Here is a 25,039-nt window from a genome sequence, read left to right on the forward strand (position 1 = left end):
TATATTACGCAAGATAAAAGAAAAAGCCTTTAGCAATACGATAAGACAATCTTAAAAAGTCTTAATTTGTTTTAAAGACAGTATAAAATATAAAAACCCTCATAACGTTTGAAATGTGTTTTATTAAGAATAAATTGATACTTAACTTACATCCAAACACTAAACAATCCTTTCGAAATGCTTAAAAGATTTAATCCTTTTTACTGCCTAATTGTCGCTTTTGTATTCCTATTAGCAAGTTGTAGCCGAAATTCGGTAGTAAAGTATTCTTATGAAAACAATGATTTTAGCGTAGATTTTAAAGATGTTGTAGCCTTAAATGATACAGCACAATTTCGGTTTGAAACTTTTGAGAAAATCAATCAAGTGATGATTCTTTCAGAAGGAAATGTACTGGGAACGGCTAAAGTGGTCAATAATAAGGCAAATATTAAGCTCAAATTCCCCTCTGTGGGCGAAAGAAAACTCGTTTTTGTCGGACAAAAAGACGATAATAAACAAAGTAAGAAAATAAAAGGCGTAATAATGGTAGTTGCGAAACTAATAACGCCTAAAGCAAAAGTAAAAGCCACCGCTAAGGCCAAAGTTTCGGACGCTCAGATATTCATTAGCCAAATAACTCCCTACATAGTAGAACGTTGTAAGAAAAATAATCTTCCTACCAGTGTGGTAATAGCGATGGCGGCGTTAGAAAGCGGTTATGGCAAGAGTGAATTGGCAAATAATGCCAACAATTTTTTTGGTTTGAAAGATTGGTCCAAAGATCATGCACAGGCTTACCAATATACCAAACAAGCCTATCCCGGTGAAGTGGGCAATTGGTACAAAAAGTTTAACTCAAGAGAAGAATGTTTTGACTTTTTTATGGAAGAGTTACTCATGCACAAAACGGGGAAATGGAGAAACGATTATTCACCAGCTGTGAAGGCTTTTCAGGAAAACATTAATCAAGGAATGGACAAAAGTTTGGCAATTGAGAAGTTCGTAGAAAAGCTTTTGGATTTGGGCTATTCAACACTGCCCAAAGACCAATACATTGCAAGAATCAAGAGAGTAATTACGAATTATAATCTTGAGGATTTGTGAGAGCATTTGGGATTTGAGGAAGTCGGATTTCGGATTTCGGTCATCAGCTTTAGATAAAAACTGCTGATAGCCGAAGTCCGAAAGCAAAAATCACCTTCCAATTGCCCAAATTAGAAATTCTGGCATTACCAAACTCCATGTTTTTGGGTTATGTTCCCCTCCTTCTACTTCTCGATACACGATGTCTTTGTGGAATTGGTATCCGTGTTTTTCTAATAGCTTAATGAGGTCTAAAGTATCGTCAATGGCATCAATGATTCCATTATTGTTTCTATCCGAAGTCTCGTCGTTTGTGCCAGCCTGAAACCAAAATTGTTGATTGGGCTGATGTTTGCCCGCTTTTACGATATTGTGAATAATTCTATCATTTTCGTCGGTATAACCTTCTTCTTCCGACTTCTGACGCCACCACAAAGCCCCAGAAAATACGCCTACTTTCGAGAAAGTACCGGGATGATTCCACACAATATCCATTGCCGAAAGCCCACCTAAAGAAAAACCTGCCATTACTCTATTTTCTTGTTTGAGAATAAACACTTTTTCTAAATAAGGTAATAATTCACGCAAAACGAAGTCGGTATGTTGTTGAGCTTTTGCTCCTCTTTTCTTATAATCTACTTGCGAAGCCGTACCATATTCTTGTAGTCTTTCATGATTAGCATGAATTCCTACACAAAGCAAGGGTTGAATTTGGTGATTACTCAACAATCGCTGAATAGTAGATTTCATGGCTAATGCTCCAAAATCTTGCCCATCATTAAAAATAATTAGATTGAGAGGAGAATTATTTTTTTTTGGATATATCAAAGTAAGCTGAACAGTTCTCTGTAAATAATGAGAATGGAAATTGTACTCAATTTGAATGATTTCGGCAGAATGTTCGGGGTGAGTGATGGGCATTGGCAAATTATCAATTTTAGGATTATTCCCGAAAGTAAACAAAATGTGAAATATTTCACAGAGAATTAATTCTAAACTTTTGTTTTGAAAGTTAAAAACAGTTTCTATTTTAGATATATAATTTAGTAATCAGCAACGAGTTTAGGCATAGAGAGGGTTGATAGTTCGTATTTTATTCATTGTTTTTTTCAGTAATTTATAGGCGTTGTAATATTTCAAAACACTCTCAAGCTATGCAAGAACGTTATATCAAGTATTACTCTCATCATCTCGGAGCAGATAATGAAATGTTGATTTTTGGGAATTGGGGCTATCCAGTAGTCGTTTTTCCGACCACAATGAGGCGTTATTATGAAGCCAAAGATTACCGATTGATAGAATCTGCTCGTGGTCACATAGAAGGAGGCAAAGTAAAAATTTATTGTCCCGATAGTATCGACCAACATTCTTGGTATGCTTCGCACCTTCCGCCTTCTGAGCGAATCCAGAATCATATTTATTACGACCAATACTTAAATGATGAGTTGATTCCTGCCATTATGCGAGAATGCAACACAACAAAAGTAGCCGTAGCGGGTTGTAGTTTTGGAGGATTTCATGCTGCTAACTTTGCCTTTAGACATCCTGATAAAGTATCACATTTATTTACGATGGGTTCGGCTTTTGATATTCGGACATTTATGAGTGGATATTACGACGACAGAGTTTATTTCAACAATCCACCCGATTATTTACCCAATGCCAACGACCCTCATTTATGGCAAATGAATATTGCTTTGGGTACTTGTAATGCAGATTTCTGCAAGCCAGAAACTGAAAGACTATCAAAAATTTTAGCAGAAAAGAAAATCAATCATTGGTTAGATGTGCGTTGGCATGGCACACACGACTGGGATATTTGGCGAGAAATGTTTCCAGAATATTTGAACAGAATTTAAACATAAGTAATAATTAGTAAAAACTGATTGGTGATTAGTACTTCAATCAACCAACAACCAAATATTTATTAAATTGTATTCATTACTTAGTACATATCATCAATTAATCTAAACGAATAGGTCAGACATGAAAAAAATTGGTATCCTACACGGAATGGAATCTTCATTTCCAGAAGCATTTGTAGAAAGAGTAAATCAAATTGCTCCTGCTGGTATCACCGCAGAACGCATGATTGTAGAGAAAGTAATACAAGGCGAATCGAGTGGTTATGATGTTATTATCGACAGAATTTCGCAAGATGTGCCTTTTTATAGAGCGATGCTCAAGAATACGGCTATGGCTGGTACAGCGGTAATCAATAATCCTTTTTGGTGGTCGGCTGATGAAAAATTCTTCAATAATGCTTTAGCCTTGAGTGTTGGCGTGCCAGTACCCAAAACTGCCTTGTTGCCTTCAAAAGAACGCCCGACTGATACTTCGGAAACTTCATTTCGTAATTTAAAATTCCCATTACCTTGGGGCGATATTTTCGATTATATCGGTTTTCCTGCTTATATGAAACCACACGCAGGCGGCGGCTGGAAGAGTGTTTATAAAGTGAGAAATCCAGATGAATTGTTTTCTGCTTATGACGAAACCGACCAATTAGTAATGCTTTTGCAAGAAGAAATTACTTTTACTGATTACTTCCGTTGCTATTGCATTGGTGGTAAAGAAGTAAGAATTATGCCTTACGAGCCACGAAATCCGCATCATTTACGCTATCATGCAGAAATGCCAACAGGGCCAGCGGCTAAAAAATTATTGGCAACTGTAAAAGATTATGTACTTCGCTTGAACAAAGCTTTGGGCTACGATTTTAATACCGTTGAATTTGCGGTAAAAGATGGTATTCCTTATGCGATTGATTTCTGTAATCCTGCTCCTGATGCAGATATTAATTCGGTCGGTCAAGAAAACTTTGAATGGGTAGTAGAAACCGCAGCCAAAGTAGCCATCGACCGAGCAAAAAAACATAAACCCGGTAAAGACAACCTTACTTGGGGAACATTCCTTACCTCGTCGATTGCGGGAAGCCCAAGAACGGCGATTTATGAAAGTAAAAAATAAACAGTGATTAGTCGATAATGATTGGTGATTAGAAATATATGTTTCTAATTACCAATTGTTTGCAAAAAATAAACGTATTGTAAATTAAGTAATCGTGCAAAATTATTTTTGATCAAAATATATTATAAGTTATTGAAAATAAAAAACATAACTCATAATTTATAATTCATAATTCTGCATTATCACTTGCATTCATTACTACTAATCGCTCATAAACCCCTCTAAATTATGCCTTTATTTACACTCGGAATCGAAGAAGAATTTCAAACTATCGACCCAATTACTCGTGAACTTCGTTCGCACATGAGTAAAATTGTGGACGGCGGACGCATTACTTTACAAGAAAGAGTAAAAGCGGAAATGCACCAAGCTGTTGTAGAAGTTGGCACAAACATTTGCCATAATATTCAAGAAGCAAGAGCAGAAGTAACGGAACTCAGAAGACATATTATTGAGCTTGCCGACCAAAATAATTTACAAGTAGCGGCAGCAGGCACACATCCATTTTCAGATTGGCAAGACCAACTGATTACCCCAAGTCCACATTATGATTCTTTGATTGAAGAAATGCGTGATGTAGCCCGTGGGAATTTGATTTTTGGCTTGCACGTTCACGTGGGAATTCAAAGCAGAAATGAAGGCATCCAAATCTTGAATGCTGTTCGTTACTTTTTGCCTCATATTTATGCACTTTCTACCAATTCGCCTTTTTGGTGCGGAAGAAATACGGGTTTTAAATCTTATCGCTCAAAAGTATTCGACAAATTTCCAAGAACTGGTATTCCAGAATTTTTTGCTTCTGCCAACGAGTACGACGAGTACATCGCTTTGTTGGTAAAAACCAAATGTATCGACAGCGGTAAAAAAATCTGGTGGGATATTCGTTTGCATCCTTATTACGACACTATCGAATTTAGAATTTGTGATATTCCGATGCGTGTTGATGAAACTATCTGTTTAGCGGCATTGATGCAAGCTTTGGTAGCGAAGATTCATAAACTGATGAAGCAAAATCTCAATTTCAGACCATACAGAAAAGTACTTATCAACGAAAATAAATGGCGTGCAGCAAGGTATGGAATTTCTGGAAAACTAATTGATTTTGGGAAACAAGAAGAAGTACCTTACAGCGATTTATGTGGTGAATTATTGGATTTTGTAGATGATGTTTTAGACGAATTGGGAAGCCGAAATGAAGTAGCTTACATCAATGAAATCTTAAAAAATGGTACTGGTGCCGACAGACAATTGGCTGTTTTTGAAAAAACAAATGACTTAAAAAGCGTAGTTGATTTTATCGTACAAGAAACAAAATTTGGCATTTAAGTTTCACGGCAAAAGCTCTCTCTAATCATAACAAATTGATTTTAAGGCTATTTTTAGTAAATTGCAGCAATTTTATGATGAATTAATCATTATTTTTTTATTACCATTTCACATCAACAATTGTAAAATGCAAAATATTTCGGCTGTAAAGCCTCTAAAAATAGCAGTATTAGATATGTACGACAACGTAGCTGGCGAAGGCATGCGTTGTATCATTAATTTGATTAAAGAATTTCAAGATAAGCAACAAATTGAGGTAATTACACAGGTTTATAATGTTCGTGCCAATACAGAAATTCCAAGTTTGGAACACGATATTTATATTTCTTCGGGCGGGCCGGGAAGTCCACTTCCCTCAGATGAAGCTTGGGAAAAACCCTATTTTGCTTTGATTGATTCTATTTTTGAACATAATAAATCAGCGGAAGTAACAAGTGGAGAAAGCACGCCTAAATTCTTGTTTTTGATTTGTCATTCCTTTCAATTAGTGGCTCGTCATTTAGAAATCGGGAAAGTAACCAAACGAAGAAGTACTTCATTTGGCGTTTTTCCAGTCCATCCAATTGACACGACTAACAAAGAACTCTTATTTGAAGGTTTGCCAGACCCATTTTTTGTCGTTGATTCTCGTGATTATCAATTAGTAAGTCCTAATTTAAAAATTATCAAAGAATTAGGCGTACAGATTTTACGCATGGAAAAAGAACGTCCACACGTAAATTTAGAGCGTGCCATTATGGCAATTCGTTTTTCAAAAGAAGTATTTGGTACGCAATTTCATCCAGAAGCAGATGCACAAGGGATGTTGAAATTATTGCTGTCGGAAGAAAAACGGAAAGCTGTAATTAAAACACATGGAATTGAGAAGTATAACGATATGATTACAAAGCTTGATGACCCCGACAAAATTATGTTGACGGAATCTATCATCATTCCAACATTTCTTGAAAAAGCCTATTCTACCATCAGTCAACAAGCACTTTCTATTGCGGATTTGTGATTTCTGATTTCGGAAATATGGTAAAATACTTCTAAAAAAAATTGATTAGTAAGACCGAAATCCGACATCCGAAAGCTGAAACCAATAGCTTGCACCATCTTATTTATTTTGTTTTACATTAAAAATTGATTGAATAAACCCACTCTTTTTATGCAAAAAGACCTTAGAACCTCCTTTAACCAATCTTTTTCTCAAGAAAAGTATCAGGTATTTTTGGCAGATTTAAACAGAGCGACTCAGGGTTCAATAGAATTTAGAGTCGCTGAAACGCCTATTTTTGTACCAAAAGCATTCAAAGAGAAACTGATACTTACTTGCGAGAGTATCATTGATGTTATTGCACAAGATGATTTCAAAGCAAAAACTGAAAAAGCAATTCCAGCACATCAAAACGTGCCGAATGAAAATGAACATACTTCTTTTTTGGCGATAGATTTTGCTGTTTGTCAAGATGAAGAAGGAGAATTCGTACCTCAATTAATTGAATTACAAGGCTTTCCTTCGCTTTTTGGTTTTCAATATTTACTTTCAGAAACCTTTCAAAAACATTACGCTATTCCTGACAATTACGATTTTATGTTTAATGATTTTGATAGAAAATCTTACATTGAAGCATTTCGTAAACTAATTGTGGGCGATGAAAAAACTGAAAATGTAATTCTGTTAGAAATATATCCAGAAAAACAAAAAACCAAAGTTGATTTTGAAGTAACCGAAAACTTGATTGGCGTAAAAGCGGTTTGTCTTACCCAAATTATCAAAGAAGGCAAAAAGCTTTTTTATATGAACGAAGGTGTAAAAACGCCTATCCATCGCATTTATAATCGTCTGATATTTGACGATTTAACTAATTTTCCTGATTTAAAAACTGATTTCAATTTAACAGACGATGTAGAAGTAGAGTGGATTGGTCACCCCAATTGGTTTTTCAGAATCAGTAAATACACGATGCCTTTTTTGAAAAATCCTTATATTCCAGCTTGTCAGTTTTTAAGTGATTATCAAGGCAATTTTCCGGAAAATTTATCGGATTATGTACTTAAACCTTTGTTTTCATTTGCAGGAACAGGCGTAAAAATTAATATTGATAAAAGCGATTTAACGTCGATTCCTGACCCAGAAAATTATATTTTACAGAAAAAAGTACAATACCAACCAGTAATACAAACAACTGATGGAACGCAAGTAAAAGCGGAAATCAGAATGTTGTATATCTGGCAAAAAGACGAAGCAAGACCAATGCTATTAACCAACTTAGCCAGACTTTCAAGAGGTGAAATGATTGGAGTACGCTTCAATAAAGATTTTGATTGGGTGGGTGGAAGTATTTGTTTTATGGAAAAGTAAATATTGATAAAAAAGATATGATTCAGAACATGGATAAATATATTGATGCCGAGAATGATTATCTTGTCATCAACGCTAAAAAAAAGATGATTGAAAAGTTACTTACCAAAAGTACTCATACTATTAATGAAATTGCTGATTTTGCCAGTGTCAGTATTGATTTTGTAATAAATATTAAACAAAAACTTACTGAAAATAAGTAATTGTATTTTCGGAAATCATTATCGTAATGGGTAACTTCACTTTACCCATTAGCATTTCAAGCCAATATTCTCCTTATTTCTCCTCTCTCTGTTTTGTGTGTTATTCGCCAAAAAGTTTATCTTTACTTATCAAATTCATAACAACAAAACTAAATTCCATGAAAAACATTTTATTGTGCCTATTTTTAGGCATTTTCCACTTTTCTTTTGCTCAAAACGATTATTTTCTTCCTGCCAAAAAACTCAATCCTGCCATTCCTTCTCCCGAACAATTTTTAGGTTATCCTATCGGCTCGCATCATACTCGTTGGGATAAAATTGTGGAGTACATGAAAGAATTAGACCGTCTTTCAGACCGTGTGACGGTGCAACGCATCGGCGAAACTTACGAACACCGTGAACAAATTATCGTTGCTTTCTCTAATCCTAAAAATATTACTCGCTTAGAAGAAATCAGACAAAACCATTTGGCACTTACCGACCCTTCTAAACCCATGCCCGACCTTTCAAAAACACCTTTAATCGTTTGGTTGGGTTATAATGTGCATGGTAACGAACCTTCGGGTGGCGAGGCTTCTCTCCTTTCGGCTTATTATCTTACTGCCAGCGAAGACCCAGAGGCTTTGGCTTGGTTGAACGATGCTGTGATTCTGATGGAACCTGTTATCAATCCAGATGGTAGAGACAGACATACGCATTGGGCAAATATGCACAAAGGAAATCCGATGGTTGCCGACCCTAACGACCGTGAACATAATGAAGTTTTTCCAGGTGGAAGAACCAATCATTATTGGTTTGATTTGAATCGTGACTGGTACTTGGCGGTACACGTAGAAAGTAGAAATCGTTTGGCATTTTATCATCAATGGTTGCCTAATGTGGTGACGGATTTCCACGAAATGGGAACAAATGCCACGCATTTCTTTGAACCTACGAAAGAAAATGCTGAAAATCCATTAGTACCCAAGTATGTTTATAAAACCTTGAATACAAGCTTTGCTAAACATTTTGAAAAAGCCATGAACGAAATCGGCTCGCTGTATTATACCAAAGAGTCTTTTGATAATTTGTACCCCGGTTATGGTTCAAGTTATCCAGATATGCAAGGCGGATTAGGTTTGCTTTTTGAACAAGCCAGTTCTCGTGGACACGTACAGGAATCTCAGCATGGAGATTTAACTTTTGGCTTTACCATTCGCAATCAATTTGTAAATGTATTGGCAACCATTCGTGCTTCTTTGGCTGAAAAAGAAAATTTACTGAAACATCAACGTAATTTTTATTCGGAAACCATTGCACAAGGGAAAAACTCCCTCACAAAAGAGTATTTGATTGGCGATGCCAGCGACCAAAGTAGAAACCGTGCTTTCTGGGATATGTTGCTCCAACATCATATAGATTTTTATCATATTCAGAGTGATATTTCCGAAAACGGACAAGTATTCAAGAAAGGAAAAGCCATTGTGATTCCTACGGCACAGCCACAGTACTTGATGATTCGTTCTATTTTCGACCGCCCTACTACTTTTGCAGATAGCCTTTTTTATGATGCTTCGGCTTGGAATTTGGCTTTGGCTTATAATTTACCGCACACAGAACTGAAACGAGAAATAACCAAAGGCGATAAAATCACCGCTAAAGATTTGGTATTGAATCCGACTTTGCCGACCAAAAGTAATTATGCTTATTTGATAGAATGGACAGATTTTTATGCTCCAAAAGCACTCTATCAACTTTTAGAAAATCAATTGATTGTTAAAACCGCTTTTAAATCTTTTAGCATTGGCGGAAAAACATACAGCTACGGAACGCTCTTGATTCCAGTGCAAAAACAAGCACAAGATGCCGAGGCTTTGTACCAAACACTTATTAAAATTAGTCAGAATACGGGCGTTATTGTCGAAAGTATCAATACTGGTTTTAGTACTTCGGGCATTGATTTGGGAAGTAATGCTTTTCAAACCGTCAAAAAACCTCAAGCAATGATTCTAACAGGTGGCGGTGTGGTATCCTCAGAAGTTGGTGAAATTTGGCATTTATTAGATACAAAAGTAGGAATGCCAATCACGAAAGTAGAAGTATATAATTTTCCAAGACTCAACCTCAATCGTTATAATACTATCGTATTGGCAGGTGGAAATTATGCAAGTTTAGACAAAGCTTCGGTTGATAAAATTAAAACTTGGGTAGCCAATGGAGGGACATTAATTACGCAAAAAACGGCTTCGGAATGGGCTATTAAGCAAGGAATTGTGAAGGAGAAGCTCAGAGAAATCAAACAAGATACCAGTAGAACCAAAGCACGTATCAATTTTGAAGACATACAAAACTTGGAGGGAGCAAAACAAACTGGCGGAGCAATTTTCGAAGCAGAATTAGACCTTAGTCACCCAATAGGTTTTGGTTTTACCAGCAAAAAAATGCCAATTTATCGCAACAACAATACGATTTTAGAAAGAAGTATTGGTGCTGCCAATTCGGTATTGGTTTATACTGCCAATCCAAGAATTTGTGGTTATGTTCATCCAGAATCATTAAAAAGAATTGCCAATTCTTCCGCCATCAATATCGCTTATGAAGGCAACGGAAGGGTAGTTTTATTTTCTGATAATCCAAATTTCAGAGGTACTTGGTTTGGTACAAACAAATTATTTTTAAATGCTCTTTTCTTCGGAACAAGCATCAGCCAAAATGGGGCTTTTGCGGCGGAGGAAGAATAATATAAATCTCTATTTTCATGCAAATAAAAAAGTGGTCAGTTCTATTAATTGACCACTTTTTTATCTTTCTCAGTCTTCACAAAACTCATTTATCCTTCTTTGCTAACATTTAGTATTTACTTAACTGCTCTTACTTCGTTCAGTATGACAAAAAATTCAATTACTTTTTAAATCCCTTCTCCACTACAGACCTAACAATTGCCATGAATGTTTTCAAAGGTAAAAGCCATCTTAAAAATAAAAGCATCGCCGATTGCGGAGAAGAAGGATAACGTAATTTATTGCTGTTATCAGTAGCAGCTTTGAAAATTGTCTTTGCTACTACGATGGGTAAAGGTGCTGTCTCCCCAGCTTTTTGACTATTTTGATAAACGATTTGTTCATACTCGTTGTATGTATTCAAACCCTCTTTCTTAAATAAATCCATTGAACGCTCATAAAAATCAGTCTTAATAGCACCCGGTTCTACGTTTTTAATCTTTATATTGAATGGTCTTAATTCAAATTGCAAAGCTTCTGCCCAGCCTTCCACAGCCCATTTCGTACCATGATAGACACTATAAATGGGAAAAGTAATGCGTCCGCCCATTGAGGTTACATTAATAATTGTCCCTGCATTTTTTTCTCTGAAATAAGGAAGAATTTGTCTGGTAACATTCATTACGCCAAAAACATTGGTTTCAAATTGCTTTTGAATTTGTTCTTTTGTGGCTTTTTCAAAAATGCCAACTGCACCGTAGCCAGCATTATTCACCACTACATCAATTCCTCCAAAGTCTTTGATACTTGCTTGAATGGCTGATTGAATACTTTCATCGTCTGTAACATCCAAAGGATAGAGTTTTACATTGGGCAGTAAGCCTAATTCATGTTCTTTTTGTGGTGTACGCATAGTGGCTGCTACTTGCCAACCTTGTTCTGAAAAATACTTTACTGCGGCTTTGCCAATCCCTGATGATGTTCCTGTTATTAATACTGTTTTCATTTTTTTGCTTATTATTAGTGAATTTTTATTCATTTTAAATTTAAAAAAATATCATTTATTGATAACATAAATGATATTTTTACGATTCAGAAAAACAGTTTAGCTTTTGATACCATCCCAAATAACGGTAAAAATGCTTTCCCAATCTATTTTTTCTATTCCAGATTGGGTATAGATACTTTCTTTTGCTACTTCATTCAGCATTCCGCAGACAAGCGAAACTAATAATTCTGGATTGATATTCTTGATAATCGCTTGTTTTTGTCCTTCAATCACTAATTCATAAATAGGCCCTAACACAGTATTTTCTTCATTTTTAATCATTTCATTCTCAACAAAAAAGGGAGAACGAAAGTATTGTTCAAAAAAAGCTCCATACTCTGGATGCAAAATACTTTCAGCTAAGTAATTAAAAGTCAATATTTTGATTTTTAATTTCAAAGGTACATTTTCATCTAATCCTTTTGAATAATCAAGCGTGGTTTTCTTCAACAAGTATAAATAGAGTTTTCTTATCAACTCGTCTTTGTCTTTGAAATAAATATATACTGTGCCAGTAGCGATATTAGCTTCTTTGGCAAGTTGACTCATTTTCAATCCTGACAATCCTGTTTTTGAAATCATCAATAATGCTGTTTCAAATATTATACTCTCTTTACTTTCGTCTTTAATTCTCATACTGGTTAATTTGATGGCACAAATATAAATGAATATTATTTCATTTATAAAATAAATAACAAACTTTTTTTGAATTAAATTTTATTTAGTTCTGAATCCTATCTTCGTAAATCTCTCGTAAAGTATTCATTTTGTAAACAAAATCTCTTTAGACAGTAAAAGAATACATTTTACATCTAAGCTATTTTATCTCAATCTTTTGTAGCAATAAAGGAAAGTTTTTAAATGTTACAACAAGCCATTGTAACACTGCATTACAATTTTTACGTGTAACAATGGGTCATTGTTACATTACTTTATAATTTTTACGTGTTACAATAAGTCATTGTTATACTACATTAAAGTTTTTACGTGTTACAATGGGTCATTGTAACACTACTTTATAATTTTTACGTCTTACAATGGGTCATTGTTATACTACATTAAAGTTTTTACGTGTTACAATGAGTCATTGTTATACTACATTAAAGTGTTTACGTGTTACAATAAGCCATTGCATTGTTACACTATTTTATTTTTTTGTGAACAAGAAAAAAATAGAAATTGCTGATAGATAAAGCTATTCTGAGATAAAATTAATCTATTTTTTGAAGAATAATTTGAGCTGAATATTTAAAAAAAACTTATCTTTAAATGAAAATTTTAAGATTAAGTCATTCTAAATCAATGCCTTAATTATCTACTTTATACCATCAATGTTCAACATTTAAAACACTCAATGATGTGCCTAAAATCACTATCCTCAGAAGTTTTAAACGATACAGAGAAAATGAATTAAATGTCAAGACTTCGGCAATTATTCGGAGTTTATCGGAAAACCCTCATTTCCCTAATCCTCAACCCAGTTTAGAGGAAATTAATCAAAGCAGAATGGCTTTTGTAGATGCTTTGGTAGCTTCCAAGACTGGACGTAAACAAGCAACCCTTCATAAAAAAGATTGTAGAAGTGTTTTAGAAAAACAATTGGAATTATTGGGTTTGTATGTGAATATGAATTGTTTGGACAATGAAGTAATTGCCAAAAGTTCTGGTTTTGAGATTAAAAAGAAAGGAAAACCCGTCGGCATTTTAGCCAAACCCAGCAATTTGACAGTAGTCAACGGCCCAGTGAAAGGTACTTTAATCGCCAATATAGATAGAATAAACAGGGCCAAAAGCTATATTTATCAGATTACGACTGCTCCTATTACAGAAACAAGCATTTGGGAAACGCATATCATCAGTCGCAAAAAAATCATATTTGAAAACCTACAATCAGGTACAGAATACGCCATCAAAGTAGCCGCAGTAGGCAAAGAACCAATCTTGGTGTATTCGGATGTGGTTTTTAGTTATGTCTTGTGAGAATTCAAACCTATATAATGACAAAGGGATTGATGAAACAAAACTATCATCAATCCCTTTTTAGTAGGCTAATATATTTTCTTTTATCGCCAAATTGTCATTTTTATTATCTAATCTTGAAAACATTTTGCTCGGATAAAGATGAGATGGATTTTATTCTTAATATTTTAACTACAAAGTTTTCGCCTCTATGAGGCTTTTTAAAACTTATATTGATTTATATCAAGATTACTTATATTTCTCAATTTGATGTAAATCAATATGTTTAATGGCTTCAATACTTAATTGAAAATCAATAGGGAATAATGCTTATCCTTTATTTTTAAATATCATCAACAATTGGCTTTGAGTGAATACTTACCAAAAATTGGAAAAATGCAAAGAATATATTATTTTACCTCAGTATAAGCTTAGAGGGTCTCGCTATTTTCTGATAATCGTCAATCCTACAAGCTAACCTTAAAATTGAAAGAATGAATTTTGTTGCCATAGATTTTGAAACTGCTAATAATTCTCCCATGAGTGCTTGTGCTTTGGGACTTGTGAAGGTGGAAAATGGAATTATCGTAGAAAGAAAAGAATGGTTGATAAAGCCTACTCCCTTCGAGATGGGTTATTATCAAAATAGAGTACATAATATTGCTTTGTCGGATTTGGTTGATAAACCTACTTTTAGTGAGATTTGGGATGAACTACAACCTATTTTAGCCCATCAAACCGTGGTGGCTCATAGTGCAAGTTTTGATTTTTCTGTTCTGAGAAGTGTTTGTACGCATTATCAATTACAAATACCTCCATTAAGAGAAGTATGTTCGATAGCGTTATCGAGAGTAGCTTGGCAAGGCGAAAGAGGTTATGGATTGAGTACTTTAGTGAATGCCAAACTTGATAATTATACTTTTGAGCATCATAATGCCTTAGCCGATGCAGAAGCCTGTGCACATTTGGTGCTTAAAATCTTAGAAGAACTTTCAGTAACAAGCGTTGAGGAGGTGAAATTACTCCAGTCGAGAAGACAAGCCAAAAAACAAGCCTTTGCCAGTGGACGAGCCATAAAAAAAGTATTCACAGGAACGATAAATGAAAGTGAAACTAACTTATTCAGAAAAAAAGAAGTAGTATTTACAGGTACTTTAGACCATTTTGTAAGAAAAGAATCAGAAGCTTTGATAAAACGTTTGGGCGGTTATACCACCAATTTTATCAGTCCTCATACAGATTATCTTATTGTTGGTCAACAAGATTCCAACAAAGGCTACAAATCCTCTAAAGTAAAAAGAGCAGAAAAATTAGTAAGAGAAGGAAGTACGATACAGATAATTAATGAAGAAAGGTTTTTAGAGATGCTTTCGGAGTAAAAAACAGCTTTTAATAGAACCCTAATTATGAGAAATGAATTAATTATACCATGAAAGAAATAACTCATAATTCATATCTCATAATTAATTGAAAGGCTATTTTTTATTTATTTCTCTTGTTTTCGATGCTACTCACATAAAGATTTATAATCGTATCTTTTACCGACTTTCTACTTAAAATTTCTTGTACTTTAGATAGAAAACTATCCTCATCAACAGCAATTTCTTTTTGTTCATCTATGTGACAAATGATATCTACTGGAAATTTACCATTATACTTTCCTTCAACCACTGTTATAATTTTACGTCTCAATCCTCCTAAATTTGGAGCAAGTACATACAAAATATAAAGTCTGCCATTACCAAGTATTTGGTTATCTTCTTCCAGTAATACTTCTTGAGATTCGACTTTCATCTTTAGCTCCTGTTCTGTCTGTTCTTCAAGAGAATTTTGTTCTTTCAATAAATCAAATGCTGATTTAGTTTTTGTATGTTCTGGAATGGTCAATCCATCCCAAATATTTATTGTTGTAGCTGCCATTTTTTTCGAGTGTTTAATTTAAAGATAATTGGTAAATGATCAGAATACAATTTACTGTCTGGTCTTTTTAAAGGACTTAACAAAGATTCTGTAAAAACTTTAGTGATGATTTCCATATAATTATCATCCAAATATTCCGCAACTGAGGGTCTGAAAATTACTTGGTCAAATATATGCCATTCGTAACTAATACTTTGAGATGAGCGATAATAAAAAGTACCTGAAGGCTCTTGAAAATCACCAAAAAAATTCCACATTGGATTATAGAAAAAAGGATAATGAACATCGTCCACTTTTCTACTTTTAGACTGATTGGCTAAAGCTAAATCAGGAATTGCATGAAATCCATTAGTTGAAAGCATTCCAATTTCAAATGGGTTCATATTAAAATCACCAATAACAATTGTATTTGAACTTTGGGTATTCTTTTCAATCTCACGAATCGCTTGTGCTAAAGTAGCACACTCCATTGCTTGACTTATATCAGACCAATTTTGTTTAGAATGAAAGTGAAGTGTTATTAGATTAAACTCTATTAATAGAGGTATTTGAAAGTAATGAGCCGTAAATCTTTTTGAAGAATACAAATTGCTTTTATCAATAAAATTGTCTTCTGGATACCTTGAAATCACAATCACTTTATCTTTGGAAGCTGTAATTTGCTTGTAATCGTTAGCATCAAAGCTATTGATTTTCTTTATAAATTCCGAAACCGTATTTTCATGTACTTCTGCAAGGCATAGTATATCTACATTGTTTTCATGGGTAAATTCAACTAATAAATCACTTAGCTCCTTTTTATTTATATTCCAAAAAGCAATGTTTATTGTATCTGAATTTTCGATTAAACTGTCTCTATAAACTTTCATAACGGTATAGGCATTAAGTCTATTAAACTGATATTCAAACTTATAGGATTTGATTTTAATTTCAAAAAATAATCATACAACTGAGGTAGTTTTTTGAGTTAAAAATACTCAATCATAAAAAAAAACTCCCTCATTAAACAAATTGATGAAGGAGTTTTTGATATAATTTACTGAGAATTACTTCCCTACATTAGCACGAATAATATTCAATGCACCACCTGCTTTAAACCATTCAATTTGTTGGTCGTTGTAAGAGTGATTTACTGCAATGGTATCACTTGAGCCGTCAGTGTGGTTCAATACTACTTGTAATTGAACGCCCGGAGTGAAAGTTGTCAAACCAATGATGTCGATAATATCGTCTTCTTGGATTAAATCATAATCTGCTTCATTGGCAAAAGTAATCGCTAACATTCCTTGTTTCTTCAAGTTAGTTTCGTGAATACGAGCAAAAGATTTCACCAATACCACACGAACTCCCAAGTGACGAGGCTCCATGGCTGCGTGTTCACGTGATGAACCTTCACCATAGTTTGAATCACCCACTACGATTGTTCCGATGCCTGCCGCTTTATAAGCACGTTGCGTAGCAGGAACTGGGCCATATTCACCTGTTAATTGGTTTTTAACTTTATCGGTTTTCTCGTTGAAGTAATTCAACGCACCAATCAACATGTTGTTAGAAATATTGTCTAAGTGACCACGGTATTTCAACCAAGGACCAGCCATCGAAATATGGTCGGTTGTACATTTACCTTTGGCTTTAATTAATAATTTCAAGCCTTTTAAGTCTGTACCTTCCCAAGGAGTGAATGGGTCTAACAATTGAAGACGGTCAGAAGTTGGAGAAACTTTTACTTCTACCGAAGAACCATCTTCAGCAGGAGCTTGATAACCTGCATCCTCAACAGCAAATCCTTTTGTTGGTAATTCATCACCAGTCGGAGCGTCTAATTTTACTTGTTCACCCGCTTCGTTTGTCAAATAATCAGTTAAAGGATTGAAAGTTAAATCACCTGCAATCGCCAAAGCAGTTACTATTTCAGGAGAACCTACGAAAGCATAAGTATTTGGATTTCCATCCGCACGTTTAGCGAAGTTACGGTTGAAAGAGTGAACGATGGTGTTCTTCTCCCCTTTCTCAGCACCCGGACGAGCCCACTGACCAATACATGGGCCGCAAGCATTAGAGAATACTTTACCACCAATAGAATTGAAAGTATCAATAAATCCATCACGTTCGATAGTGTAACGTACTTGTTCAGAACCAGGCGTAATGGTATATTCTGCTTTTGTTTTCAAACCTTTGGCTGCTACTTGTTTAGCCAAAGAAGCAGCACGAGAAATATCTTCATAAGATGAGTTCGTACAAGAACCAATCAAGCCTACTTCTACTTTTGTTGGCCAGCCGTTTTTCTCCGCTAATGCTTTCATTTGAGAAATAGGCGTTGCTAAATCTGGTGTGAAAGGGCCGTTCAAATGAGGTTCTAAAGTATCTAAATCAATTTCAATTACTTGGTCGAAATAGGTAGCTGGGTCGGCATACACTTCTGGGTCGGCAGTCAAATGTTCTTTAATAGTATCAGCCAAAGCAGCTACTTCAGCACGACCAGTTGAAGACAAGTAACGAGCCATTGATTCATCGTAACCGAAGGTAGAAGTGGTTGCACCAATTTCAGCACCCATATTGGCAATTGTACCTTTACCTGTACACGACATAGAAGTAACGCCTTCTCCGAAGTACTCTACAATACAACCAGTACCGCCTTTTACCGTAAGAATCCCTGCTACTTTCAAGATTACGTCTTTAGCAGAAGTCCAGCCGTTTAATTTACCAGTTAATTTTACCCCGATGAGTTTAGGGAATTTCAATTCCCAAGCCAAACCTGCCATTACGTCGCAAGCATCAGCTCCACCAACACCAATGGCAATCATACCCAAACCACCTGCATTTACCGTATGCGAGTCAGTACCAATCATCATACCGCCTGGGAAAGCGTAATTTTCTAATACTACTTGGTGAATAATCCCTGCCCCTGGCTTCCAGAAACCTAAACCATATTTATCAGAAACAGAAGAAAGGAAATCATATACTTCTTTGTTTTTATCAACTGCCACGGCTAAGTCTGTCGAAGAAGAAACTTTCGCTTCAATTAAGTGGTCGCAGTGAACGGTAGAAGGCACTGCCACTTTCGGACGACCCGCCTGCATGAATTGCAACAAGGCCATTTGTGCCGTAGCATCTTGCATGGCTACACGGTCTGGTGCAAAGTCAACATAAGACTTTCCTCTTTCAAAAGTTTGTGTAGGAGTACCTTCCCACAAATGAGAATAAAGGATTTTTTCTGTAAGAGTGAGCGGTCTGCCAACAAGTTTACGGGCTGCCTCCACACGGGCTGGCATACGTTCGTAAACTGCTTTAATCATTTCAATGTCAAAAGCCATAATCTGTTTTTTTTAAGAGTACTTGAAATTTTAAGATTTAAAGAATAAGTAGTTGATAAGTACAAGTTGATGAGTTTACAAGAAAAATACAAATTTACAAATCGATTTTCAGAAACTTTATCCATGAATCATGAACGAAAATGATATGAATACTTTAATCTTAAACAATCTAATTACTATTTTCTGTTGCTATGTATATGTTTTAACAACAATTTTCAATTATTTTAAGTTCTTTGCAGGCTCTGGTCATTCTCGCAAGAGCAAAAATTGTAACTTTAAGGCAGTATTTTTTTTGTCAATTTGAATTTAGGATAAAACTTATGCTAATTGTTTCAATTATCGAATAAAACATATAAAAATAATACAAAACAAAGAAAATATATGTCAAAAAAGCCTATTCATTAAAAAATTTTTAAATCGAACTTGCTTTTTATAAATTTGTAAGACAAATCTTCACAGAAAAAAGCAAATTTAAAGCTTACATAAAGTCTGTTAAAGCATTAATTACTCAAGGAGAAATACTATAATAACTGTAAATAATTCAATATGAACTTTTATAACGATTACCTTAAAGAAATCGAGGAAAGAAAAACACAAGGACTTCATCCTAAGCCCATTGATAGTGCTGAATTGGTAAGCGAAATCATTGAACAAATCAAAGATTTGGACAACGAGAACCGTGCTGATTCACTTCAGTTTTTCATCTACAATACTTTGCCAGGAACTACTCCAGCGGCTGGTGCAAAGGCTAAGTTTTTAAAAGAGATTATACTTGGTCAGTCTGTTGTAAAAGAAATTACTGCTGATTTTGCTTTTGAATTGTTGTCACACATGAAAGGTGGGCCATCAATCGAAGTATTATTAGATTTGGCTTTGGGCGATGATGCTGCCATTGCAAAACAAGCTGGTGATGTATTGAAAACACAAGTTTATTTGTACGACGCAGATTTGAAACGTCTGAAAGATGCTTTTGAAAGCGGAAATGCAACGGCAAAAGAAATTATTGAAAGTTATGCCAAAGCTGAGTTTTTCACAAAACTTCCAGATGTACCTGAAGAAATCAAAGTAGTTACTTTTATCGCAGGTGAAGGTGATATTTCAACAGATTTACTTTCTCCGGGTAACCAAGCTCACTCTCGTTCAGACCGTGAATTGCACGGAAAGTGTATGATTTCTCCTGCTGCTCAAGCTGAAATCGAAGCTTTGAAAGCACAACACCCAGATAAATCTGTGATGTTGATTGCTGAAAAAGGAACAATGGGTGTTGGTTCTTCAAGAATGTCAGGCGTAAACAACGTGGCTCTTTGGACAGGTAAACAAGCAAGTCCTTACGTTCCATTCGTAAACTTCGCTCCAATTGTAGGTGGAACAAATGGTATTTCACCAATTTTCCTTACAACAGTTGATGTAACGGGTGGTATCGGTATTGACCTTAAAAACTGGGTTAAGAAAGTAGATGCAGACGGTAAAGTTGTACGTGATGAAAACAACGAACCAATCCTTGAGCAAGTATATTCAGTAGCGACAGGCACTGTATTGACAATCAATACAAAAACAAAAAAATTATACAATGGCGACCAAGAGTTGATTGATATTTCTAAATCTTTCACGCCACAAAAAATGGAATTTATCAAAGCTGGTGGTTCTTATGCTATCGTATTTGGTAAGAAAATCCAAACGTTTGCTTCTAAATTATTAGGTATTGCCATTGCTCCAGTATTTGCTCCTTCAAAAGAAGTTTCTCATGAAGGTCAAGGACTTACAGCGGTTGAAAAAATCTTCAACAGAAACGCAGTAGGTGCTACACCGGGCAAAGTGTTACATGCTGGTTCTGATGTTCGTGTATTAGTAAATATCGTAGGTTCACAAGATACTACTGGTTTGATGACAGCCCAAGAGTTAGAGTCAATGGCTGCTACAACTATTTCTACTACGGTTGACGGAGCTTATCAATCTGGTTGTCACACAGCTTCAGTTTGGGATAAAAAAGCACAAGCGAACATTCCAAAATTGATGAAATTCATGAACGAGTTTGGTTTGATTACCGCTCGTGACCCTAAAGGTGTGTATCACTCAATGACCGACGTAATTCATAAAGTATTGAATGATATTACGGTTGACGACTGGGCAATTATCATCGGTGGTGACTCTCATACTCGTATGTCGAAAGGTGTTGCTTTCGGTGCTGACTCTGGTACTGTTGCCTTGGCTTTGGCTACGGGTGAGGCTTCAATGCCAATTCCTGATTCTGTAAAAGTTACTTTCAAAGGTAGCATGAAAGAATATATGGACTTCCGTGACGTAGTTCACGCTACGCAAGCACAAATGCTTCAACAATATGGTGGAGAAAACGTGTTCCAAGGTAGAGTAATTGAAGTACACATTGGAACATTGACTGCTGACCAAGCCTTTACCTTTACCGACTGGACTGCCGAGATGAAAGCGAAAGCTTCAATCTGTATTTCAGAAGATGCTACTTTGATTGAATCATTGGAAATTGCGAAAAGCAGAATCCAAATCATGATTGACAAAGGCATGGACAATAAAAACCAAGTGCTTCAAGGTTTGATTGACAAGGCTAATAAGCGTATTGAAGAAATCCAATCTGGTGAAAAACCAGCCTTGAAACCAGATGCTAATGCGAAATATTACGCTGAGGTGGTAGTTGACTTGGATGTAATTGCTGAACCAATGATTGCCGACCCAGACGTAAACAACGCTGACGTTTCAAAAAGATATACACACGATACTATCAGACCATTATCTTACTACGGTGGCGACAAAAAAGTTGACCTTGGTTTTATTGGTTCTTGTATGGTTCACAAAGGCGATATGAAAATTTTGGCTCAAATGTTGAAAAACATCGAAGCTCAAAATGGTAAAGTTGAATTCAAAGCTCCACTTGTGGTTGCTCCACCAACTTACAATATCGTTGACGAATTGAAAGCAGAAGGCGACTGGGAAGTATTACAAAAATACTCTGGTTTCGAGTTCGACGACAATGCTCCTAAAGCAGCAGCACGTACTTCTTACGAAAAAATGTTGTACTTAGAGCGTCCGGGCTGTAACCTTTGTATGGGTAACCAAGAAAAGGCTTCCAAAGGCGATACTGTAATGGCAACATCTACTCGTTTGTTCCAAGGACGTGTGGTGGAAGATACAGACACTAAGAAAGGTGAATCTTTACTTTCGTCAACGCCAGTAGTAGTACTTTCTACGGTACTTGGTAGAACTCCAACTATCGAAGAGTATGTAAAAGCAGTAGATGGTATCAATTTGACAAAATTTGCTCCATCTCACATCAAGTTGGTGAAGTAATTCCATATTATATTTTAAAAAGCCTGAGCAACAACTCAGGCTTTTTTTGTTGTTTATGTAAAAGAGGAAAAATCTCTAAACTTTATTGATGAAATCAGATTATTTAATGTAGTCGCAGTATTGATTTTCATTTTAAATAAATAATGGAATTCCGCAATTTTATGACTGTTATCAAAAAAATGAACTACATTTTGAAATGAAGTTTATATATTTGGCAAAATATAAAAGGTAGCGGTCTTTTATCAAGCATTTTATATCGCAAAAAGGTATTAGAATTTAAAGATTTTAGCCCCTAAAAAATACGTATTTCGTAAATAATTTCGATTATTTACTCCACCAATCAAAATAATTAATGTCGAAAAACTTAGTAATAGTAGAGTCTCCAGCAAAGGCAAAGACCATTGAGGGATATTTAGGGAAAGATTTTACAGTAAAATCTTCCTTTGGTCACGTCCGAGATTTACCAAAAGAAAACGACGCCATCGACGTTAAAAATGGTTTCAAACCTACTTATATTATCTCACCAGAAAAGATAAAAGTAGTAAACGAACTAAAATCAGCCGTTAAAGCCGCAGACGAAGTATGGCTGGCAACGGATGATGACCGTGAGGGTGAATCTATCTCATGGCATTTAAAAGAAGCCCTCGGACTTTCTGACAGTACCAAAAGAATCGTTTTTCGTGAAATCACGAAAAAGGCGATTCAAAACGCTATTCAAAACCCAAGAACGATTGATGTGGATTTGGTAAATGCACAACAAGCTCGTAGAGTATTGGATAGATTGATTGGCTTTGAACTTTCGCCAGTTCTGTGGTCGAAAGTAAAAAAAGGCTTGTCGGCGGGTAGAGTGCAATCGGTGGCGGTAAGAATTGTAGTAGAGAGAGAAAGAGAAATCGAAGGTTTTGAAGCAAAATCATCTTTCAAAATTGTTGCATTATTCCCCTTAGCAGGCGGAAAAGTTTTACAAGCAGAATTACCCAAAAACTTTGAAACAGAAACGGCTGCCAGAGCTTTCTTAGAAAAATGTATCGGTGCAGAATTTAAAATTAAAAACTTAGAAACCAAACCTGCCAAGAAATCGCCAACTGCTCCTTTTACCACTTCTACTTTACAACAAGAGGCTTCACGAAAATTAGGATATTCGGTAGCTTCTACGATGATGTATGCACAGAAATTGTATGAGGCTGGTAAGATTTCTTATATGAGAACCGACTCAACCAGTCTTTCTGATGAAGCAATTGCCAAAGCAAAAGAAGCCATCACCAATGCCTATGGGGTTGATTATGTACAAACTCGTCAGTACAAAACCAAAGACGAATCTGCACAAGAAGCTCACGAAGCCATTCGTCCAACTGACTTTGCGGTAAGTACGCTTTCGGGAGATGCTAAAGAAAGACGTTTGTATGAATTAATTTGGAAACGTGCTATCGCCTCGCAAATGGCTGATGCACAATTAGAAAGAACAACCGCAACGGTTGGTATTTCTAAAACTTCTGAAGAATTAATTGCACAAGGCGAAGTAATCAAATTCGACGGTTTCTTGAAAGTATATTTAGAAAGTAAAGACGATGAAGAAGATGAGGACAATTCAAAAATGTTGCCTCCTTTGAAAATCGGTCAGATTCTCAATTTAGATACTTTAAAAGCTACTGAACGTTTTTCTCGTCCCCCAGCCCGTTACACAGAAGCGAGTTTGGTAAAGGCTTTAGAAGACAAAGGCGTAGGTCGTCCTTCTACTTACGCTCCTACGATTTCAACAATTATCAAGCGTGAATACGTAGTGAAAGAAGACCGTGAAGGCAAAGAGCGTTCTTTCAAAGAAATTGTGTTGAAGGATAACCAAATTACTGAAAAAACAGGAAAAGAAACTTATGGAACAGAAAAAGCCAAGCTTTTCCCGACCTCAGTTGGAATGGTTGTTAATGACTTCTTAGTTGAAAATTTCAAAGAAGTAGTCGATTTCAAATTCACAGCCGATATGGAAGATGAATTTGATGAAATTGCCAAAGGAAAAGTAGAATGGTCGAAAATGATTGATAATTTCTATCAAGGTTTTCACCAAACAATTGAAGATAGTAAAGGCGTTGACAGAAATACGGTAGGTTCGTCTCGTGATTTGGGTATTGACCCAAAAACTGGCAAACCAGTTTCGGTACGATTAGGTAAATTTGGCCCTTATGTACAATTGGGCGAAGCCAAAAGTAAAGATGACGAAAAGCCTATTTATTACAACTTAAAGAAAGACCAATTAGTCAGCAGTATTACACTTGAGGAGGCTTTAGCTTTGATGGAATTACCCAAACTTCCGAGAGAAGTGGGTTTCTTTGAAGATAAACCAATGGTAATTGGTGCTGGGAAAATGGGGCCATATATTCGTCACGATGATAAATATACGAGTCTTCCACCTAACGAAGACCCTTTCACAATTACCGAAGAACGTGCCATTGAATTATTGTTAGAAAAACGCCAGGCAGATGTAGGAAGTGCTATTGGTAGTTTTGAAGGAGAACCAATTACGACTGGCAAAGGAAGATTTGGGCCTTATGTGAAACACAATGGTAAGTTTTACTCTTTGGGAAGAGGAGAAAATATTGACACCATCACAAGTGAAAGAGCAATCGAAATCATTTTGAAAAAGCGTGATAGCGAAGCCAATAAGTACTTGAAGGAGTTTCCTGAAAATGATGCTATCAAAGTAGTCAACGGAATGTATGGGCCATATATTCAGATTGGTAAACGAAATATCAAAATTCCAAAAGATATTAAACCAGAAGATTTGACTTTGGAAGATTGTATCAAACTTGGTGAAGAAGCTCCTGCTCCTTCTGCAAGAGGGAAGAAGAAGTAAATATGAATTTTGAGTTATGAAT

18 protein-coding genes are annotated in these 25,039 nt (G+C 35.6%); 12 read left to right on the top strand and 6 right to left on the bottom strand.

All coding sequences use genetic code 11. The annotated features are described in order from the left end of the window. Positions 1–177 precede the first annotated feature (177 nt). Positions 178–1,086, top strand: coding sequence for a glucosaminidase domain-containing protein (locus tag VB248_RS20180; protein ID WP_323298639.1), 909 nt, complete (start codon positions 178–180; stop codon positions 1,084–1,086). A 90-nt stretch (positions 1,087–1,176) separates the two neighbouring features. Here VB248_RS20180 and VB248_RS20185 read toward each other — a convergent pair whose 3' ends face one another. Further along, complete coding sequence (locus VB248_RS20185) at positions 1,177–1,986, bottom strand: alpha/beta hydrolase (protein WP_323298640.1); 810 nt, start codon at positions 1,984–1,986, stop codon at positions 1,177–1,179. Between the two features lie 233 nt (positions 1,987–2,219). Here VB248_RS20185 and VB248_RS20190 point away from each other — a divergent pair, with 233 nt between their 5' ends. The 7 genes from VB248_RS20190 to VB248_RS20220 all read left to right on the top strand — a co-directional run bounded on the left by VB248_RS20190 (position 2,220) and on the right by VB248_RS20220 (position 10,631). Further along, positions 2,220–2,924: an esterase family protein gene (locus VB248_RS20190; protein WP_323298641.1), complete on the top strand. Its 705-nt coding sequence runs from the start codon at positions 2,220–2,222 to the stop codon at positions 2,922–2,924. Between the two features lie 127 nt (positions 2,925–3,051). Continuing rightward, positions 3,052–4,035 carry an ATP-grasp domain-containing protein gene (locus tag VB248_RS20195; protein ID WP_323298642.1) on the top strand — a complete coding sequence of 328 codons (984 nt, stop codon included), beginning with the start codon at positions 3,052–3,054 and terminating at the stop codon, positions 4,033–4,035. A gap of 228 nt (positions 4,036–4,263) precedes the next feature. Beyond that, positions 4,264–5,361, top strand: a complete 1,098-nt coding sequence (locus tag VB248_RS20200) for a carboxylate-amine ligase (RefSeq protein WP_323298643.1) — start codon at positions 4,264–4,266, stop codon at positions 5,359–5,361. Positions 5,362–5,488: 127 nt separating this feature from the next. Continuing rightward, positions 5,489–6,361 (top strand): type 1 glutamine amidotransferase, encoded by an 873-nt coding sequence (locus VB248_RS20205; protein WP_323298644.1) that lies wholly within the window; start codon positions 5,489–5,491, stop codon positions 6,359–6,361. A gap of 150 nt (positions 6,362–6,511) precedes the next feature. Next, entirely contained in the window at positions 6,512–7,708 is a 1,197-nt protein-coding gene (locus tag VB248_RS20210; RefSeq protein WP_323298645.1) for a hypothetical protein, read from the top strand. 29 nt (positions 7,709–7,737) lie between these two features. Continuing rightward, entirely contained in the window at positions 7,738–7,911 is a 174-nt protein-coding gene (locus VB248_RS20215; protein WP_323298646.1) for a hypothetical protein, read from the top strand. A 158-nt stretch (positions 7,912–8,069) separates the two neighbouring features. Further along, positions 8,070–10,631, top strand: a complete 2,562-nt coding sequence (locus VB248_RS20220) for a M14 family zinc carboxypeptidase (protein ID WP_323298647.1) — start codon at positions 8,070–8,072, stop codon at positions 10,629–10,631. Positions 10,632–10,791: 160 nt separating this feature from the next. Here the strand turns inward: VB248_RS20220 and VB248_RS20225 are convergent, their stop codons facing one another. Both VB248_RS20225 and VB248_RS20230 read right to left on the bottom strand, forming a co-directional pair. Continuing rightward, positions 10,792–11,616 carry an SDR family oxidoreductase gene (locus VB248_RS20225; protein WP_323298648.1) on the bottom strand — a complete coding sequence of 275 codons (825 nt, stop codon included), beginning with the start codon at positions 11,614–11,616 and terminating at the stop codon, positions 10,792–10,794. 99 nt (positions 11,617–11,715) lie between these two features. Further along, entirely contained in the window at positions 11,716–12,294 is a 579-nt protein-coding gene (locus VB248_RS20230; RefSeq protein WP_323298649.1) for a TetR/AcrR family transcriptional regulator, read from the bottom strand. Between the two features lie 723 nt (positions 12,295–13,017). Between VB248_RS20230 and VB248_RS20235 the strand changes: the two genes are divergently transcribed. After that, positions 13,018–13,638 (top strand): fibronectin type III domain-containing protein, encoded by a 621-nt coding sequence (locus VB248_RS20235; RefSeq protein ID WP_323298650.1) that lies wholly within the window; start codon positions 13,018–13,020, stop codon positions 13,636–13,638. Between the two features lie 473 nt (positions 13,639–14,111). Continuing rightward, positions 14,112–14,996 carry an exonuclease domain-containing protein gene (locus tag VB248_RS20240; RefSeq protein WP_323298651.1) on the top strand — a complete coding sequence of 295 codons (885 nt, stop codon included), beginning with the start codon at positions 14,112–14,114 and terminating at the stop codon, positions 14,994–14,996. Positions 14,997–15,099: 103 nt separating this feature from the next. On the opposite strand, the gene VB248_RS20245 is transcribed toward VB248_RS20240, so the two are convergent. The 3 genes from VB248_RS20245 to VB248_RS20255 all read right to left on the bottom strand — a co-directional run bounded on the left by VB248_RS20245 (position 15,100) and on the right by VB248_RS20255 (position 18,851). Continuing rightward, positions 15,100–15,537, bottom strand: a complete 438-nt coding sequence (locus tag VB248_RS20245; RefSeq protein WP_323298652.1) for a hypothetical protein — start codon at positions 15,535–15,537, stop codon at positions 15,100–15,102. Beyond that, on the bottom strand, positions 15,519–16,406 hold the full coding sequence (locus tag VB248_RS20250; RefSeq protein ID WP_323298653.1) for an endonuclease/exonuclease/phosphatase family protein: 888 nt from the start codon (positions 16,404–16,406) through the stop codon (positions 15,519–15,521). Before VB248_RS20250 ends, VB248_RS20245 begins: the two co-directional genes overlap by 19 nt. Before the next feature lie 177 nt (positions 16,407–16,583). Beyond that, positions 16,584–18,851 carry an aconitate hydratase gene (locus tag VB248_RS20255; protein WP_323298654.1) on the bottom strand — a complete coding sequence of 756 codons (2,268 nt, stop codon included), beginning with the start codon at positions 18,849–18,851 and terminating at the stop codon, positions 16,584–16,586. 546 nt (positions 18,852–19,397) lie between these two features. Here VB248_RS20255 and VB248_RS20260 point away from each other — a divergent pair. After that, positions 19,398–22,169, top strand: coding sequence for a bifunctional aconitate hydratase 2/2-methylisocitrate dehydratase (locus tag VB248_RS20260; RefSeq protein ID WP_323298655.1), 2,772 nt, complete (start codon positions 19,398–19,400; stop codon positions 22,167–22,169). A 352-nt stretch (positions 22,170–22,521) separates the two neighbouring features. Next, positions 22,522–25,017: a type I DNA topoisomerase gene (gene topA, locus VB248_RS20265; protein ID WP_323298656.1), complete on the top strand. Its 2,496-nt coding sequence runs from the start codon at positions 22,522–22,524 to the stop codon at positions 25,015–25,017. Positions 25,018–25,039 lie beyond the last annotated feature (22 nt).

The organism is Arcicella rigui, from assembly GCF_034929435.1.
GTDB classification, from domain to species: domain Bacteria; phylum Bacteroidota; class Bacteroidia; order Cytophagales; family Spirosomataceae; genus Arcicella; species Arcicella rigui.